Raw genomic sequence first — 17307 nt, 5'->3', positions numbered from 1 at the left:
CCGGCGGGTCGGGAGCATCACGCTCGCGGCGGCCACGGCGGTCGGCGGAGCATGATGGCGGTCATGGGTCGGAAGGGAAATCGGCTGCTGCTGGTGCTCGGCGCGGTCGTGCTCGCCGGGGTGATGGCGCTGGGGCTCGGGCTGACGGGCGGCTCGACCTCGGGTGCGCACGCGACCGACCCGAGCGACGACGGCAACTTCAACACGTACGCCCTCGTCAACGACGCGAAGACCCGGGTCATCGTCTACCTGTGCCTGGACGCTCCCTGCACCCAGATCAACACCCGCAGCGCCTGGATCCCGCTGGCGCCAGGCGAGTCGGTCACCCAGAACGAGTACTGGAACCCGGGCGTCAGCTATGGCTTCAAGATCGCGACGTCCCCCCGGGGCCGCCGCTGCCTGACCATCAACGCCGACACCAAGGAACCAAAGACCGTCACGATCCCCCTAAGCACCGCGAAGCCCTGCCCGCCCCCCGCCCTCCCTCGTGCGTGATCGCTGTTTTGGCCCTCTGGTGGTTGCGATCGAGCTCGGACTACGACCACCTGAGGGCCGAAACGACGATCATGCGGGCCAGGGTCGACGCTGGCGGCAGCGGGAGCGGTACGGCGTGCCGGTCAGGGCTTGATGATGGCTAGGAGGTCGCCTACCTCGACCGAGTCGCCGGACTCGTGGGCGAGTTCGGCGACGGTGCCGGCGACCGGGCTGGTGACGGCAGCCTCCATCTTCATGGCCTCGACGACGGCGAGCTTGGTGCCCTTGTCGATGGTGTCGCCGACCTTGATGGAGAAGGTGACGATGCCCGGCAGCGAGGCGCCGATCTGGGTGGGGTCGTTCGGGTCGGCCCGCCGCGCCGCCGCCGAGACCGAGGTGATCGACTCGTCCCGGACGCGGATCGGCCGGGGCTGGCCGTTCACCCGCAGGTACAGGGTGCGGACCCCGGAGCGGTCGGCGTCGCCGATCGTCTCCAGCTCGACGATGATCTCGACGCCGGGCTCCAGGAAGACGCTGACCTGCTCGCCGGGGCGCAGGCCGTAGAGGAACGCCTCCGTCGGGATGACCGAGCTGTCGCCGTACAGCTCGACGGCCTTCTCGTAGTCGCGCCAGGGCCCGGGGAACAGCAGCCGGGACAGGGCGGCCCGGCGGCCGTCGCCGGCCAGCGCCGCTCGGTCGTCGGCCTCCAGCTCGGCCTTCGGCGGGGCCGGGCGCCGGCCGGCCAGCGCGCGCTCGCGGAACGGTTCGGCGAACCCGGCCGGCGGGGTGCCGAGCTCGCCGGCCAGGTAGCCGAGGACGCTCGCCGGCAGGTCGAACTTCTCCGGCTCGGCCCGCAGCACCGCCGGGTCGATGTTGCCCGACGCGATGAAGAGGGCCAGGTCGCCGACGACCTTGCTGGTCGGGGTGACCTTGATGGGCTTGCCGAGCAGCTCGTTGGCGATCGCGTAGCACTCGGTGACGTCCGCCCAGCGGTCGCCGAGGCCGAGCGAGATCGCCTGCTGGCGCAGGTTGGTCAGCTGGCCGCCGGGGATCTCGTGCCGGTAGACGGCGCCCGTCGGCGCCCGTAGCCCGGCCTCGAACGGGGCGTAGAGGTCGCGGACGGCCTCCCAGTACGCCTCCAGCGACGACAGCGCGGCCAGCGAGATGCCGGTGGCGCGGTCGGTGTGGTCGGTGGCCGCGACGAGCGCGGACATGTTCGGCTGGCTGGTCCCGCCCGACATGGCCGCCGCCGCCGTGTCGACCGCGTCGACGCCGGCGTTCACCGCCGCGAGCAGGGTCGCGAGCTGGCCGCCGGCGGTGTCGTGGGTGTGCAGGTGGACGGGGACGTCGAACCGTTCGCGCAGCGCCGTCACCAGCTTCGTCGCGGCCGCGGGGCGCAGCAGCCCGGCCATGTCCTTGATCGCGAGCAGGTGGGAGCCGGCCTCGACGAGCTGGTCGGCCAGCCGCAGGTAGTAGTCCAGGGTGTAGATCTGCTCGGCGGGGTCGGTGAGGTCGCCGGTGTAGCAGAGGGTTCCCTCGGCGAGCGCGCCCGTCGTGTTGACGACGGCCTCGATCGCCGGGCGCATCTGCTCCATGTCGTTGAGCGCGTCGAAGATCCGGAACAGGTCGATGCCGGTCGCGGCCGCCTCGGAGACGAAGGCCCGCACGACCTCGTCCGGGTACGGCGTGTAGCCGACGGCGTTCTTGCCCCGCAGCAGCATCTGCAGGCAGATGTTCGGCGCGGCCTCCCGCAGCGCGGCGAGCCGCTCCCACGGGTCCTCGGACAGGAACCGCAGCGCCACGTCGTAGGTGGCCCCGCCCCAGCACTCCAGGCTGAGCAGGTTCGGCGTCAGCCGGGCGAACGAGGGTGCCGCGGCGAGGATGTCGAAGCTGCGCAGCCGGGTCGCCAGCAGCGACTGGTGCGCGTCGCGCAGCGTGGTGTCGGTGACGGCGAGCCGCTCCTGGGCGCGCAGTCGCCGGGCCCACTCCGTCGGGCCGACCTCGACGAGCAGCTGACGTGAGCCGGCGGCCGGCGCGTCCGCCGTCGGGAGCGCGGGCAGCAGCTTGCGCGGGTCGGTGAACGCCGCTGTCGCCGGCCGCTTGTAGCCGTTGACGGTCGCGTGCGCCAGGCGGGCCAGCATCCGGCTGGTCTTGTCGGCGCCGCCGTCGCCGGCCAGCAGCCACGGCCGCTCGTCGATGAACGACGTGGTCACGCCCCCGGCGAGGAACGACTCGTCGGCCAGCAGCCGGGCCAGGAACTCGATGTTGGTCCGCACGCCGCGGATCCGGAACTCCCGCAGCGCCCGCCGGGCCCGCCGGGAGGCCTTCTCCAGCGACACGCCCCGGCAGGTGAGCTTGACCAGCAGCGAGTCGAAGTACGGGCTGATCTCGGCGCCGGCGTAGGTCGCGCCGTCGAGGCGGACCCCAGGACCGCCGGGCGACTGGTAGTACGAGATCGTCCCCGTGTCGGGGCGGAAGTCCTGGGCCGGGTCCTCGGTGGTCACCCGGCACTGGATCGCCATCCCGCGCAGGCTGATCGTGTCCTGGCTCAGATTGAGGTCGGCGAGGGTCTCGCCGGCCGCGATCCGCAGCTGGGCGCCGACGAGGTCGACGCCGGTGACCTCCTCGGTCACCGTGTGCTCCACCTGGATACGCGGGTTCATCTCCATGAACGTGTACCGGCCGTCCGCGCCGACCAGGAACTCCACCGTGCCCGCGTTGACGTAGCCGACGTGCTTCGCGAACCGGACCGCCGCGTCGCACAGCCCGTCCCGGACCTCCGGGTCCAACGCCGGTGCCGGCGCGATCTCGACGACCTTCTGGTGGCGCCGCTGCACCGAGCAGTCCCGCTCGAACAGGTGGACCACCGCGCCCGTGCTGTCGCCGAGCACCTGGACCTCGATGTGGCGCGGCCGGTCGACCGCCTGCTCCAGGAACACCGTCCCGTCGCCGAACGCGGCCGCCGCCTCGCGGACCGCCGACCCGACCGCGTCCGGCAGGTCCGCGGCACGCGCCACTCGGCGCAGCCCGCGCCCGCCACCGCCGGCCGACGCCTTCACGAACAGCGGGAAACCGACCTCCTCGGCCGCCGCGACCGCGCCGTCGCCGTTCGGCAGCGGCGCCGACGCCCGCAGCACCGGCAGACCGGCCGCGATCGCCGCGTCGCGGGCGGCGACCTTGTCGCCGGTCAGCCGCAGCACCGCGGGCGGTGGGCCGACGAAGGTGATCCCGGCGGCGCCGCACGCCTCGGCCAGCGCCGCGGACTCGGACAGGAAGCCGTACCCGGGGTGCAGCGCGTCCACCTCGGCGTGCTTCGCGACCCGCAGCAGCTCGTCGATGTCCAGGTAGCCGCGCACCGGATGCCCCGGGCCGCCGAGCTCGTAGGCCTCGCTGCCCTTGGTCCGGTGCAGCGAGGAGACGTCCTCGGGGGTGTAGACCGCGACGGTGCGCAGCCCGAGCTCGTGGGCGGCACGGAACACCCGGACCGCGATCTCACTCCGGTTGGCGACCAGGACCTTGTGCACGCGTGCTCCTCACCAGGTGGCTGGAACGGTCGAGCAGGCCGGGCCCGCCCATTCTGACCGCCGGCAACAGGAGAGACCAGGCCAACGTGCGACGGCTCACCACCCGGCCTACGCCCCGGGGACCGCCAAACGGCCACGCCCCGGCCATCCACTCGCCAGAACAGGGGCATCGCCCCGTCAACGATCAGACATCCGCCCGTACCGGTCAACCGCTAGGGTCAACGGGTGTAGATGATCTCCCACAGGCGGGCGGTCGTGTCGGTACTGGTGGTGGCCAGCAGCAGGCCGTAGGGCGCGAACGCGCAGCTCATGACGGTGCTGCTGTGGCCGGAGAGGGTGGCGACCTCGACGCCGGTGGAGACGTCCCAGAGCCGGGCCACGTCGTCGGTGCTCGCCGTCGCCAGCAGCTGGCCGTCGGGAGAGAACGCGCAGCTCTGCGCCGACCCGCCGAGGGTCATCGTGGTCGTGCCGGTCGGGACGTCGGTGACCCGGGTGCCGTCGTTGGCGGTCGTCGCCAGGACCAGCCCGTCGGGCGAGAACGCACAGCCGTTGGCGAAGTTCGTGTGCCCGGGGACCTTCATGATGCTTTCGCCGATCGCCACGTCCCACAGCAGGATCGAGTCGGCGCCGGCCGAGACCAGCAGCCGCCCGTCCGGGGAGAAGGCACAGCCGTAGACCGAGCCCCGGTGCTCACCGGAGAGGGTGGCGATCTGCTTGCCCGTCGAGACGCCCCACAGCTTGACCGTCCGGTCAGTGCTGGTGGTCGCGATCAGCGTCCCGTCTGGCGAGAACGCGACGCCGTAGACGGGGCCCTTGTGCCCGGAGAAGACCGTCGTCTCCGCCCGGGTCGCCATGTCGAACAGCCGGGTCGACTTGTCGCTGCCGGTGATGGCGAGCAGCTTGCCGTCCGGCGAGAAGGCGCAGCTGTTCGGCACCGAGCCCTTGCGTCCGGGGCCGGACAGCTCGCCCTCGACCCTGCCCGTGGCGACGTCCCAGAGCTGGATGCCGTCCTTGCTCGTGGTGGCCAGCAGCCGGCCGTCGGGGGAGAAGGCACAGCTGGTCACGTCGCGGTCGTGGCCGGTCAGCGTCGCGCGCAGTGAGACGTCGACGTGGTGGGCCGGCCGGGCCGACCGCTCCATACTGCCGCCACGCAGGTCCGCGTTGCCCCCGGCCGAGCCGTTGCCGGCCCGCTGGCCGAGCGGCGCCGGCGACGCCGGCAGCGTGGTGGCGATCCAGTCGTGCTCCGTGATCGACGTGCCCGGCTTGGCGTGCGTGTGCAGCAGGCTGCCGGAGGCCTCGGCGGCCAGGTCGAACAGCGAGCCGTCGGACAGCCGGACCCGGGCGAGCACCGAGCCGGCCTCGAACCTGGCGCCTGGTTCGGTGAGCCACCGGACCATGGTCGCCGTGCCGCCGGGGATCTCCCAGCGCGCCGGCTGCACGACCGGGCTCGGCCGGGCGGCGACGGTGCGCCGGGTGGAGACCGAGGCGGCCCAGGCGGCGGCGCCGCGGACGACGGCGAGCTCCGGCTCCGGCGGAACGAACAGCTGCTGGCCGGGCCAGTCGGTCGCCACGCCCAGCTTGCCGGTGAGGATGTCCTGGACTACCGGCATCCGCGAGCCGCCGCCGACGAGCAGCACCCCGCCGAGCTTGTCCGCCGGGATGTCGGCGGCGTCGAGCAGGTGCTGGCAGCAGGCCATCGTGCGGGCCAGCGTCGGCGAGGCGAGCTGGACGAACCGCTCCCGGTCGATGCCGACGAGCAGCCCGGCCGGGCCGAACACGTCCTCGACCAGTGGGACGTCGGTGAGCTGGTGCTTGAGCGTCCGGGCGAAGTCGGCCAGCTCGAGCCGGGTCCGGCGGGCCGCGGTCTGGAAGACCTCGCCGCTGCCGGTCGGGTTGAGCAGCGGCTCCAGGCTGCGGCCGTGCTGGCTGAGGATCTCGTCGAACAGCAGTTGGTCGAGGTCGCGGCCGCCGCAGTCGTGCAGTGACGAGTGGCCGATCACCTCGTGCCGGCCCCCGGAGCCGACGGCGATCAGGGCCGCGTCGAAGGTGCCGCCGCCGAGGTCGTAGACGAGTACGAGGTCACCGGGGCGGGGGCGGTGCGCGCCCAGCGGCGCCCAGGCCGCCGCGACCGGCTCGGCGAGCAGGTCGACGTCGACGAACCCGGCCGCCTCGGCCGCGGTGAGCATGAGCCGGCGCAGTGGGCCGGACGGGTCGTAGACCGCGGGGATGGTGACGACGGCGCGCGGCAGGGAGTCGCCGAACTGCGCCTCGGCCTCGGCCTTGAGGGCGGCCATCGTGGCCGTGACCAGCCGGGCCGGCGGATAGGTCCGCCCGTCGAGCGTGACCGGCGACTCGCGGCGCAGGTCGCGCTTGACCTCGCCGCGGTAGGCGGCCGGCCAGATCCGCTTGCGGCGTTCCGCGAGCGTTCCGACGATCAGCGTGTCCCCGTCCGCGAACACCGACGACGGCCAGGACACCGCGCCACTGGCGGTCTCGCGGACGAGCTCCACCTGGCCGTCGGCCACGTACGCCGCGGACGCCCGGAAGGTGCCGTAGTCGATCGCGAGGATCGGCTCAGCCACCGCGCCCTCCGTCGTCTGTGTCGCCGGGCCTCGCGTACGAGCCGCCGGTGAACGAACCTCTGTCAGTCCGTCGTGACCGCCGTCCGCTATCGGCCGGTCAGCCGCGTCGGGCTGCTGTCTGCCCTCCAACCCTGCCGGTTGGCCCAAGCTCGGCCCAACATCCGCACTGGGTTGGCTGTACTGGATTGCCTGTCGTCGGCCGGCATCGTCGCCTGGAGGTCGACTTGTCCGACCGATCCTAGCCGAGCACATCGTTGCCCTCTTCGCGCGGGTACGGAGGCCCTACGTGGCCGCCACGGGTGCCGGTCGTCCGCCAACGTCGCGTGGTGCCGTCGTGGCGGCCCGGAGGTCGGGCCGCCGGTGGCGCGGCGATCGCTCCGGGTTTCGGGCGGTTCGCCGGTTTCCGGGAATTCGCTCGTTTCCGTCGCGGAGGTTTGGGGACCGGCGGGAGCGGTGCACGCTGGGAAGGTGCGATGAAGGAGGCCGCTATGAGCTCCACCATGCTCGCCCAGCGCCAGGCGTACCCGGGGAACCGCGCTGTGTTGCCGCCGCCCGGCCCCGGCCCGCGCCCGGGAGACCCGCTGCGACCGCCGGACCCGGTGCCGCCGGCGCCGGACCCTGATCCCACCCCCCCAGCCCCGGTACCGGACCCGGTCCCGCCGAGCCCGGTGCCCGACCCGTACCCCGCTCCCGTGCCCGGCCCCGACATTCCGATGCCACCGATCCCCGCCCCGGAGCCGCTCTGACGACCGCCCGTGCCTCGTCACTTAGAGTGTAGAAAATTGTCCTGTGCGTGAGCACCAGGTCCGGTTCGTGGCTGAGGGGGCTGGGTAGAGCGTCGTCATGAGCCACCGTCCCGACGGCATCCCCGGCCGTGACCTGTCCGACGCCGCTCTCGTTCGAGAGGTGCGTCAACTGCACCGGACCCGGCACGCGACCTTCCTTGAGGGCAGCGAAGACGCCTTCGAGACGCACACCCGCCGAATGCTGGAGCTGGAACGCGAATACCTGCGTCGGTTCCCGGACGCCGTGAGCCCCGACCCCCAGCGCACCCGCGCGGGCCGGCGACGAGCCGCCGGCCTCACTGGCTGACCCAAGGCGGCCCAGCGGCGCGCCTGCCAGGCCTTGCGCCGTCCTGGCAGCGGCCCGCGCCGGGTCCGGCGGCGACGCGCGTTACTCAGGGGCCACCGAACGCTGAGAGCCCGTCTCCGGCGGTCTGGCGAGGCGGGCGAGGTCGGCCTGGGTGTCGATGTCCTCGGGCGTGCCCAGGTCGTCGCACGGTACGACGATGACGTCGTCGGGGTGAGAGCGCAGCCACGCCCGGGCGCCGACGTCGCCCTGGGCCAGCCGGGCGACGTCCGGCCAGATGGCTCTGTGTAGCAGCACCGGGTTGCGTGGCCGGCCGCCGAAGCCGGCGACGACGGCCGCCGGTGCCGTCGCCGTGCCCGGCACCGGCTCAGGGCTGCCCGCGGCGGTGGCGATCAACCGTCTGACCAGGTCCGGCTCGACGAACGGCTGGTCGACGAGGGCGATCACGACCGCCTCGGCGGTGGTTGCCGCGAGGGCCGCGAGGCCCGCGCGCAGCGAGGCGCCCATCCCCTCGGGCCAGTCGTCCACCCGGACGATCTCGACGCCACCCATGGGTTCGGCCGAGCGGACGACGTCGACGACCTGGTCGGCGGCGGCGCCGACGGTGACCAGCAGCGGGGAGCACCCGGCCGCGTCGAGCAGCCGCAGCCCGCGCACGACGAGCGGAGCGCCGTCCCAGCCGACCAGCGCCTTGGGCCTGCCGAGGCGTCGCCCGGCGCCCGCCGCCAGCAGCAGCCCAGCGACCTCCACGCATCGTTTCTATCCTGGAACGGGTTTCACCGCGCCGCCGCGGTCGTCCGGGGCGCCGGCCTGAGCCCAGCTCCCGTGGCGGCGATCGCCAAGTCAGTGCACCTGGCGGCTCGGCGCGCGAATCTGGACATACGGGCCAAGTGATCTGGGCCGGGCGCCCGGCTTGCGGGGTCGGGTGGGCGAACGACAGGGGGTGGCGCGCGATGCGTGAGCTGACCGAGCAACTGCGCGGATGGCGGCGCTCCGGGACCCCGTTCGCCGTCGCGACCGTGGTCGGGGTGCGCGGGAGCGCGCCGCGGCAGCCGGGCGCGGTGATGGCCGTCGACGCGACCGGCGAAGCGCTGGGCAGCGTGTCCGGTGGATGCGTCGAGGGTGCCGTCTACGACGTCGCGACCGAGGTGCTCGCGACCGGTGCGCCGGTCCTGACGACCTATGGGATCTCGGACGATGACGCGTTCGCCGTCGGCCTGACCTGCGGCGGGATCATCGACATCCTCGTCGCGCCGACCAGTGAGCCGATGTTCGAGACGTTGGATTCCCTCGCGGCCGACGTCCCGGTCGCCCTCGTCACGATCCTGGCCGGCCCTGCCCCGGATGCCGGTCCCGGCCGAGGCGAGGGCGGCCCGGCCGGCGGGCCCGGCGGTCTCGGCCGACAGCTCGCCGTCTGGGCCGACCGGGTGGTCGGCACGCTGGGGTCGCCCGGCCTCGACCATGCCGTCATCGACGACGCCAGGGGCATGCTCGCGGCCGGCCGCACGGGCGTCCGCCACTACGGCCCCTGTGGCGAGCGCTCCCCGGTCGACGCGGCCAACCGAGACGCACCCGGGGATGGCCCCTCCGGCAGCCGCGCCCCGGATCCCCAGCCGGCTCAGGCGTGGTCGGGCCGGGCGGCCGACAGCCTGGCGGACGCGGCCGGGCTGCCCGCCGACGCCGTGACGGTCTTCGTGCAGGCCTTCGCTCCGCCACCTCGGATGCTCGTTTTCGGCGCCATCGACTACGCGGCGGCCGTCGTCTCGATCGGCCGGTTCCTGGGCTACCGGGTGACGGTCTGCGACGCGAGGCCGGTCTTCGCGACCGCCAGGCGGTTCCCGGACGCCGATGAGGTGGTCTGCGAATGGCCGTCCCGCTACCTGGAGCGGGTCGCGATCGATGCGCGCACGGTGATCTGCGTACTGACCCACGACCCGAAGTTCGACCTTCCGCTGCTGCGGGTGGCGCTGCGGTCGCCCGCTGCCTACGTCGGCGCGATGGGCTCGCGGCGCACCCACGCCGACCGGCTGGAGCGACTGCGCGCGGATGGCCTCACCGAGGCCGAGCTGGCCCGGCTGCGTTCGCCGATCGGGCTCGACCTCGGCGGCCGCACCCCGGAGGAGACGGCGGTCGCGATCGCCGCCGAGATCGTCCAGGCGAGGTGGGGTGGCACCGGGGCGCCACTGACGGCCACAGCCGGTCGCATTCACGAGCCATCCGGCGTGCCGACCGGGGCCCTATTCTGACGTCCGCTCGGACGTGCCCGGCTGATTTCGGCCGAGGCGTGCGGGCAGGCGGCGTCACCAGGGCTGGAGCGGCTTCGGCCGGTCCGGGCGTCCGGCCCAGATCCGCTCGGGCTGTTCGGCTCTGCCGGGTGGTCGCCGGTGTTGTCCGATGAATTTCTTTTACACCGGTGTCGCAGTCGGAAAAGCCCGGCTATGCCATTGATGGACGCTCTGTGATAGCTGGAGTTCAGGAGATTCCAAGCCTGCGGCAAGGCTCGTCCTAACCGGCGCGGCCAAGCTGTCGAGCATGGGATGGGAACGGCGGCCGGGGGTGGCGCCACGCATGTCAGGCACCCCGGGCGTCGTTCCCATCCCAGTGCCGGCCTGGTCCCTGTCGGTCGTCCCCGGGACGCCGGTGCCGACGTCCGCCGCTCTCCCCTCGGCGGCATCGTCGGCACCGGCACGGACGCCCGGCCCGCCGGAGCCCGTGCCGGCCCAGCCGACCCGGCTCACACCGGTCGAGCCCGACCCGGCCGAGCCCCGGCCGGTCGAACCCCAGCTGGTGACCGCGCGGCTGAGTGACCGCCCGGCGGTCGAGATCGTGATCCCGGTCCACAACGAGGAAGCAGACGTCGGCCCGAGCGTGCGACGGCTGCACGCGTTCCTGCTCGACGGCTTCCCCTTCAGCTTTCAGATCACGATCGTCGACAACGCCAGCACCGACCGGACCTGGGCGCTCGCCGAGGAGCTCGCCACACGGCTGCCCGGCGTCGGCGCCACCCGGCTGCCGGCGAAGGGCCGTGGCCGGGCGCTGCGGGCGGCCTGGTCCACCAGCCGCGCGACCGTCGTCGCGTACATGGACGTCGACCTGTCCACCGACCTGGGCGCGCTGCTGCCGCTGGTCGCGCCGCTGATCTCCGGGCATTCGGACGTCGCCATCGGCTCGCGGCTCGCGCCGGGAGCCCGGGTGGTGCGCGGGCCCAAGCGTGAGCTGATCTCCCGGTGCTACAACCTGCTGCTCCGCGCCACGCTGCGGACCCGCTTCTCGGACGCCCAGTGTGGGTTCAAGGCGGTTCGCGCCGACGTGGCGCACCGGCTGCTCCCGTACGTCGAGGACACCGCCTGGTTCTTTGACACCGAACTGCTCGTGCTGGCCGAACGGTCCGGGCTGCGGATTCACGAGGTTCCGGTCGACTGGGTGGACGACCCGGACAGCCGGGTGGCCATCGTCCCCACCGCCCTCGCCGACCTGCGCGGGATCGCCCGGGTGGCCCGGGGCCTGCTGACCCGCCGGCTGCCGGTGCGGGTGCTGCGCGCCGAGCTCGCGCGACCGCCGCTGCCAGGCCGGCCGCGCGGCGCCGACGACGGCGCCGTTCTCGTCCCTTCGCCCTCGATCACTGGAGATCGGCCCATGACCACCGTCCCCGCCGCCGACAGTGGCGACCGCCCCGACCCGGCGGACGCCGACCCGGCGGCCGCGGCCGTCCAGGCCGTCCCGGCCGTCCCGGCGATCCCGTCACAGCCACACGGCGACGGCCGGGCCGCGGCGGAGCCGGCCGTCGAGATGCCCGCGCCCACAGCCTCCGGTGTGCTCGCGCCCGGGGAGCCGGTGCTCGCAGCCGGTGCCACGACGACCCCGCCGCCGCCCGGTCCGGGGCCCGCCGGCTGGCGGAGCTGGCCCGGGCGGCTCGTGCGCGGGCGGCCGGGCGATCCGAGCTGGGTCCAGCCGGCGCTGCTCGTGCTGCTCGCCGCGACGGCTGCCCTCTACCTGTGGGACCTCGGTGCGTCCGGCTACGGCAACACCTTCTATGCCGCGGCTGTCCAGGCCGGAACGCTGAGCTGGAAGGCCATGTTCTTCGGCTCGCTGGACTCGTCGAACTACATCACCGTCGACAAGCCACCGGCCTCGCTGTGGCTGATGGCACTGTCCGGGCGGATCTTCGGCTTCTCCAGCTGGAGCATGCTCGTGCCGGACGCGCTGTGCGGGGTCGCGAGCGTCGGGGTGCTGTTCGCGGCGGTGCGCCGGGTGGCCGGCCCGCGCGCCGGCCTGCTCGCCGGGCTGCTCTGCGCGCTGACCCCGGTCGCGGCACTGATGTTCCGGTTCAACAACCCGGACGCGCTGCTCGTCCTGACCATGGTGGTCGGCGGCTACTGCGTGACCAGGGCCGTCGAGCGTGGTTCATGGCGGTGGATCCTGCTGGCCGGGGTCGCCGTCGGGTTCGGGTTCCTGACCAAGATGCTGCAGGCCTTTCTCGTGCTCCCGGCGTTCGCGCTCGTCTACCTGATCGCGGCGCCGCCGGCGTTCCTGCGCCGGGTCGGGCACGTGCTGCTGGGCGGGGTTGGCGTCGTGGTCGGCGCCGGCTGGTGGGTGGCCACCGTCGAGCTGTGGCCTTCGGGGTCCCGGCCGTTCGTCGGCGGCTCGCAGAACGACAGCGAGCTCGGCCTGGCCTTCGGCTACAACGGCTTCGGACGGATCTTCGGCGGCGACGGGAACCGCGGCGGCGCGCCGCGCGGCGGCGCCGCGACCAGTGCGTTGCGTGACGCGTTGACCCGCCGCGCCGCGACGGGCGACCTCCCCGGATTTCCCGGCGGGAACGGGGCCCCAGGTCGCGGTGGTGGCGGGTTCGGCGGATTTGGTGGCTCGGCCGGCATCGGCCGGCTGTTCTCCCAGAACTTCGGCGCCCAGATCTCCTGGTTGCTGCCCGCCGCGCTGATCCTGCTGGTCGGCGGCCTGTGGGCGACCCGCCGGGCGGCCCGCACCGACCTGGCCCGGGCCGGGCTGGTGCTGTGGGGCGGCTGGCTGGTCGGCTCCGGACTGGTGTTCAGCTACATGAAGGGGACGATCCACGAGTACTACTCGATCGCGCTCGCGCCGTCGGTCGGAGCGACGGTCGCGATCGGGGCCCTCGTCCTGTGGCGGGACCGGGAAGATCTGATCTCCCGGCTCTTCCTGGCGGCCAGCTTCGGGGTGAGCGGCTGGTGGGCCTACCGCCTGCTCGGCCGGATCGACTGGGAGAGCTGGCTGCGCGTGCCGGTGCTGGTCGCGGGGGTGCTGGCGGCGTTGCTGACGCTGGTCGCGGCTGGGCGCCCGGCCGCCGCGACCGTCGAGGTGCCGGACCCGGCTGACGGCTCGTCGCCGGTGCTGCACGGGTCGGCCAGCCCGCCCGCGCGCCGTGGCTCCCTGCCGGTGCTGGACAGGTTCGCCACGCGCGGGCGGACCTCGGCCGCGACCGTCGGGATCGCGGCGCTGGCGGGGGTCGGCCTGCTCGCCGGGCCGACCGCGTATGCCCTCGACACCGCCGGGACGGCGCACACGGGCGCGACTCCGCTGGCCGGGCCCGGCAACCGCGGTGGTGGGGCGCCGTTCGCGATCGGCGCGCGGGCGGGCGGGGCGGCCGGCGGCACCGGCCGCGACGAGAACCGCTTCGGCGGTCAGGGCTTCGGCGGTCAGGGCTTCGGTCAGGGCGGCCTCCCCGGTGGCTTCGGCGGGCAGGCTCCCGGCGGCGGTGCGCTCCCCGGCGGGGGGGCGAATCAGGGTGGCGGCACCAATCAGGGCCGCGGCTTGATCCCGGGCGGTGGCTCAGCCGACGGCTCGAATCCGGGCGGCGACCGTCTCGGTGGCGGCACCCGTCAGAACGGTGGGCCGTTCGGCGGCGGATTCGGCGGGCCGGACGGCGGTTCGTCGAACGCGGCGGTCACGACCCTGCTCACCGAAGGCGCCGCGGGGTACCGCTGGGTCGCCGCGGTGGCCAACTCCCAGTCCGCGGCGACCCTGGAACTCTCGACCGGTGGCAAGCCGGTCATGGCCATCGGCGGCTTCTCCGGCGGGGATCCGGCGATCACCCTCGCCGAGTTCCAACGGGACGTCGCCACCAGGAAGATCCACTACTTCCTGGGCGGGGGCGGCTTCGGTGGCGGCCTGCGTGGTGGCGGCGGCTCCGACAGCGAGATCTCGTCCTGGGTGCAGAAGAACTTCACCTCCGTCACCATCGGCGGCCAGACCCTCTACGACCTGACCAAGCCCACGAAGCCCGGAGCCGCCGCCTAGGCCGACCCCGACCCCGACCCCGACCCGGGCCCGGGCCCCCAATGATCGCTGCTTCCGCCCTCGGGTGGTCGTGGATCACCCCCGACCACGACCACCCGAGGGCTAAGACGGCGATCATGACGCGGTGGATGGCGGCTTCGGGGCCGCGGTCCGTCCGGTGGGATCGTCCAGAGCGCCGGCTGGCCCGGGGGAGATCGACAGGAACCGCCCGGGGCGTTTTGGTGGCGTTTGGTGGGGTCTAGCGGCGCAAAGGCATCAATCCGGTGGCCCGGCGGACGTACTGGCCTGATTGTGGCAATACCCACGAATGCGCCTCGGGACGTAACGGTGCATACTGTGCCGCAACGCGGTGATCGACGGGCGGCCACGGTCGGACAAACGGCTCGTGGGCGTGTTGGGGGTCCGCGTCGGCATGCTCGGATGATCTGAGGTCTCAATGCGCCGCTGCCCGGCTGATGAGCCCTTTCCCGTTGGCCTGACGGCGTCGAGGACACGCGGTCCTCGATCAAGGCGGCGGGAGGGCTTCGGCCTGCTCGCGGTCGTGACCGTACTGCTGGGTTCCGCGTGCGCGCAGCCGCACGGGCCGGCGACGGCACCGGGCGCGCTGACCACGGGATCGAACCTCGTCGTCGCCCATCCCACGGTCTGGGTCTGCCGACCCGGGACGATCGACGACAACTGTGCGACCAACCTGGACGCGACCGTCGTCGGTCCCGCTGGACCGACCGGAACGGACACCTTCCAGGCCGCCGCGAACCCACCGGTTGACTGCTTCTACGTCTATCCGACCGTCTCGCAGGTCGCGCTGGCCAACGCCCCTCTGAAGGCGACCGACACCGAGATCGCGGTCGTCCGGGCGCAGGCAGCCCGATTCGGCGCCGACTGCCGGGTGTTCGCCCCGGTCTACGAGCAGTACTCGGTCGTGTCCCGGCTGCAGCATGGCGGCCCGTCCGACAGCGCGCGCCAGCTCGCCTTCGGGGACGTCCAGTCCGCGTGGAACGACTACCTGGTGAATGACAACCATGGCCGGCCGGTGGTGCTGATCGGCGACGATCAGGGCGCCGAGATGCTGCTGCGCCTGCTGCACGACGAGATCGAGCCGAACGAGGGCCAGCGGGCGCTGCTCGTCTCCGCGCTGCTGGTCGGCGCCGACGTGCGGGTCCGCCACGGCTCGCTCGTCGGCGGTGACCTCGCCCAGATCCCGGCCTGCCAGCGTCACGACGAGTTCGGCTGCGTCGTGGCGTACTCGGCGTACGAGGGAGCGCCCCCCGCGGACGCCTGGTTCGGCCAGCCCAACGCGCCGTCGCGTGGGGTCGCCGCTCCGGCCGGCACGCTGAACCTGCAGACGCTCTGTACCAACCCGGCGGCCCTCGGCGGCGGTGCGGCCACCCTGGCGCCCTACCTGCCGACGGCCGGGCTGCTGCCGGACGGGGCGCCGGATGGCGGTGACCTGCTTCCGGGGCTGTCGTCGACCGACCTGCCGGTCGCGTCGACCGGATTCGTGACCTATCCGGACTTCCTGTCCGCGAACTGTCAACAGTCCGGGAACAGGGCCTGGCTCGACATCTCCGTCCGGCCCGCGTTCGTCGACCAGCGCGCCCTTCCCACGCTCGACACCCTGCCGACCTGGGGCCTGCACTTCGACGAGTTCGACCTCACCCTCGGTGACCTGGTCCAGCTCGTCAGCCGTCAGTCGGTGGCCTACCTCGCCGCGCACGGCGCTTCCGCCGGCCCAAGCTGATGGCCGGCGCCGCGGCGGAGATCGAACCGGTGCGCGGCCCGGTTGGCGGGCGTGCTCGGACCAGCCCCGGGTACGCCGTGCGCATGGCCGGCTACACGGATCGGCGGGAAGCGGGGCGGATCCTCGGTGACCTGGTAGCCGAGGTGATCGCCGGGGCGCCCGGCTCCCGCCGGGGCGCCCGGCCTCGACACGCCGTCGGCGACGAGGGGCCGGTGACGGTGCTGGGCCTGCCCAGGGGTGGAGTGCCGGTCGCGGCCGAGGTCGCGCGTCGGCTTGGCGCGACGCTCGATGCCATCGGGGTCCGCAAGCTGGGCGCGCCGGGGCAGCCCGAGTTCGCCCTCGGCGCAATCGCGACGGGTGGCGTCCGGGTGCTGAACACCCGAGCCGTCGAGCGGCTCGGCCTGGCCGCCGAGGCGATCGAGGCGGTCGCCGCCCGGGAGGCGACGGAGCTGGCGCGCCGCGAGCGCGTCTACCGGGAGGGCCGCGCGCCGCCGCCGCTCGCCGGCCGGACGGTCGTGCTCGTCGATGACGGCCTCGCCACGGGGGCGACCATGGTCGTCGCCGCCCGGGCCGTGCGCCGAGCCGGCCCACGGCGGGTGATCGCGGCGCTGCCGGTGGCGTCTCCTGACGGAGCGCTGGCGGTGCGTGCCGAGGTGGACGAGCTGGTGTGCCCCCTGATGCCGCCGGACTTCATGGCTGTCGGCAACTATTACCGTGACTTCGCCCCGCCCACCGACGACGAGGTTCATGCTTTGCTTCGAGTGGCTCCACCGGTGCGCTGAGCCGGGTGTGCTCGAGGGATGCACCGAGCCGGGTGTGCTCTGAGGGTGCGCCGAGCCCGGGTCTGCTCACGCGTTGCGCTGAGTCGGGGGTGTGCTGAGCGGCGTCAGCTCACGGGCCGGAACCGGCCGGTGACCAGGGCGCCTCGAATTGTCGCGGCGGTGTTACCCCGAGCGGTACCGCGAGCGAGTGAGTGCCCACAAACTATAGATTCCCCGCAGATGGGCTCGTGTGTCGCGTTCACGCGCGGATGGCAGTAGAGGGGAGTTCTCGTGACCGCAGCGGACACCGCGGACCTGGTGCTTCGGATCGTCGTGGGTCTGACGATCGTCGCGCACGGCTACAACCACATCTTCGGTCCGGGTGGGATCAACGGTACCGCGGGGTGGTTCGCGAGCATGGGTCTCAAGCCGGGCATCGTGCACGCCTGGGCGAGCGGTCTGATGGAGCTCGCCGCTGGCGCAGGCCTGGCCGCCGGCTTCCTGACGCCGTTCAGCGCGGGCGCGATCGTCGGCATCATGATCGTCGCTGGCATGACGGCGCACCGCAAGAACGGCTTCTTCATCTTCAAGCCCGGCCAGGGCTACGAGTACGTGCTCATGATCGCGGTTGTCTGCGCGGCGATCGCGACCTTCGGCCCCGGGTACGCCTCGATCGACCACCTGGCCACGATTGACGACAACCTGGACGGCTGGCTCGGCGGGCTGATCGCCGTCGCCATGGGCGTGCTCGGCTCGGCCGCTCTGCTGGGCAGCTCGTGGCGCCCGGAGCCGCCGAAGCCGGCCACCCCGGCCACGCAGGAAGCCACGACGCAGGACGCCTAGGCGCCAGGGCTCTGGGACGC

At 73.4% G+C, this 17307-nt stretch carries 11 protein-coding genes; 8 read left to right on the top strand and 3 right to left on the bottom strand.

Features of this window, described 5'->3' with window-relative positions; genetic code table 11:
• Positions 1–63: 63 nt before the first annotated feature.
• Positions 64–495: a hypothetical protein gene (locus tag FRAEUI1C_RS33710; protein ID WP_157735150.1), complete on the top strand. Its 432-nt coding sequence runs from the start codon at positions 64–66 to the stop codon at positions 493–495.
• Between the two features lie 122 nt (positions 496–617).
• On the opposite strand, the gene FRAEUI1C_RS33705 is transcribed toward FRAEUI1C_RS33710, so the two are convergent.
• Both FRAEUI1C_RS33705 and FRAEUI1C_RS33700 read right to left on the bottom strand, forming a co-directional pair.
• Positions 618–3998 carry a pyruvate carboxylase gene (locus FRAEUI1C_RS33705; protein ID WP_013427868.1) on the bottom strand — a complete coding sequence of 1127 codons (3381 nt, stop codon included), beginning with the start codon at positions 3996–3998 and terminating at the stop codon, positions 618–620.
• Between the two features lie 218 nt (positions 3999–4216).
• On the bottom strand, positions 4217–6580 hold the full coding sequence (locus FRAEUI1C_RS33700; protein WP_013427867.1) for an Hsp70 family protein: 2364 nt from the start codon (positions 6578–6580) through the stop codon (positions 4217–4219).
• 488 nt (positions 6581–7068) lie between these two features.
• Here FRAEUI1C_RS33700 and FRAEUI1C_RS37875 point away from each other — a divergent pair, with 488 nt between their 5' ends.
• Positions 7069–7326 carry a hypothetical protein gene (locus tag FRAEUI1C_RS37875; protein WP_013427866.1) on the top strand — a complete coding sequence of 86 codons (258 nt, stop codon included), beginning with the start codon at positions 7069–7071 and terminating at the stop codon, positions 7324–7326.
• A gap of 97 nt (positions 7327–7423) precedes the next feature.
• Positions 7424–7672 (top strand): DUF6158 family protein, encoded by a 249-nt coding sequence (locus FRAEUI1C_RS33695; protein WP_013427865.1) that lies wholly within the window; start codon positions 7424–7426, stop codon positions 7670–7672.
• 81 nt (positions 7673–7753) lie between these two features.
• Here FRAEUI1C_RS33695 and FRAEUI1C_RS33690 read toward each other — a convergent pair whose 3' ends face one another.
• The gene (locus FRAEUI1C_RS33690; protein WP_013427864.1) at positions 7754–8419 is read right to left on the bottom strand and encodes a nucleotidyltransferase family protein; all 666 of its coding nucleotides are present in this window, start codon (positions 8417–8419) and stop codon (positions 7754–7756) included.
• A gap of 203 nt (positions 8420–8622) precedes the next feature.
• Between FRAEUI1C_RS33690 and FRAEUI1C_RS41440 the strand changes: the two genes are divergently transcribed.
• The 5 genes from FRAEUI1C_RS41440 (at position 8623) to FRAEUI1C_RS33660 (ending at position 17287) form a co-directional block, all read left to right on the top strand.
• Positions 8623–9915 (top strand): XdhC family protein, encoded by a 1293-nt coding sequence (locus tag FRAEUI1C_RS41440; RefSeq protein WP_013427863.1) that lies wholly within the window; start codon positions 8623–8625, stop codon positions 9913–9915.
• Between the two features lie 466 nt (positions 9916–10381).
• On the top strand, positions 10382–13942 hold the full coding sequence (locus FRAEUI1C_RS42095) for a glycosyltransferase family 39 protein (RefSeq protein WP_049807063.1): 3561 nt from the start codon (positions 10382–10384) through the stop codon (positions 13940–13942).
• Between the two features lie 541 nt (positions 13943–14483).
• Positions 14484–15683 (top strand): DUF3089 domain-containing protein, encoded by a 1200-nt coding sequence (locus tag FRAEUI1C_RS33670; RefSeq protein ID WP_232425218.1) that lies wholly within the window; start codon positions 14484–14486, stop codon positions 15681–15683.
• An 83-nt stretch (positions 15684–15766) separates the two neighbouring features.
• Complete coding sequence (locus FRAEUI1C_RS33665; protein ID WP_198318674.1) at positions 15767–16465, top strand: phosphoribosyltransferase; 699 nt, start codon at positions 15767–15769, stop codon at positions 16463–16465.
• Positions 16466–16735: 270 nt separating this feature from the next.
• On the top strand, positions 16736–17287 hold the full coding sequence (locus tag FRAEUI1C_RS33660; RefSeq protein ID WP_013427859.1) for a DoxX family protein: 552 nt from the start codon (positions 16736–16738) through the stop codon (positions 17285–17287).
• The last annotated feature ends 20 nt before the right edge of the window (positions 17288–17307 follow it).

It is taken from the genome of Pseudofrankia inefficax (genome assembly GCF_000166135.1).
GTDB classification, from domain to species: Bacteria; Actinomycetota; Actinomycetes; order Frankiales; family Frankiaceae; genus Pseudofrankia; species Pseudofrankia inefficax.
The sequence above is the reverse complement of the archived record's forward strand: the minus strand, read 5'-3'. Positions and strand labels throughout refer to the sequence as shown.

Coding starts and splice junctions, on each gene's coding strand:
- FRAEUI1C_RS37875 (WP_013427866.1), top strand. CDS start 7,069: ATGAGCTCCACCATGCTCGCCCAGCGCCAGGCGTACCCGGGGAACCGC.
- FRAEUI1C_RS41440 (WP_013427863.1), top strand. CDS start 8,623: ATGCGTGAGCTGACCGAGCAACTGCGCGGATGGCGGCGCTCCGGGACC.
- FRAEUI1C_RS33710 (WP_157735150.1), top strand. CDS start 64: ATGGGTCGGAAGGGAAATCGGCTGCTGCTGGTGCTCGGCGCGGTCGTG.
- FRAEUI1C_RS33695 (WP_013427865.1), top strand. CDS start 7,424: ATGAGCCACCGTCCCGACGGCATCCCCGGCCGTGACCTGTCCGACGCC.
- FRAEUI1C_RS33665 (WP_198318674.1), top strand. CDS start 15,767: ATGGCCGGCTACACGGATCGGCGGGAAGCGGGGCGGATCCTCGGTGAC.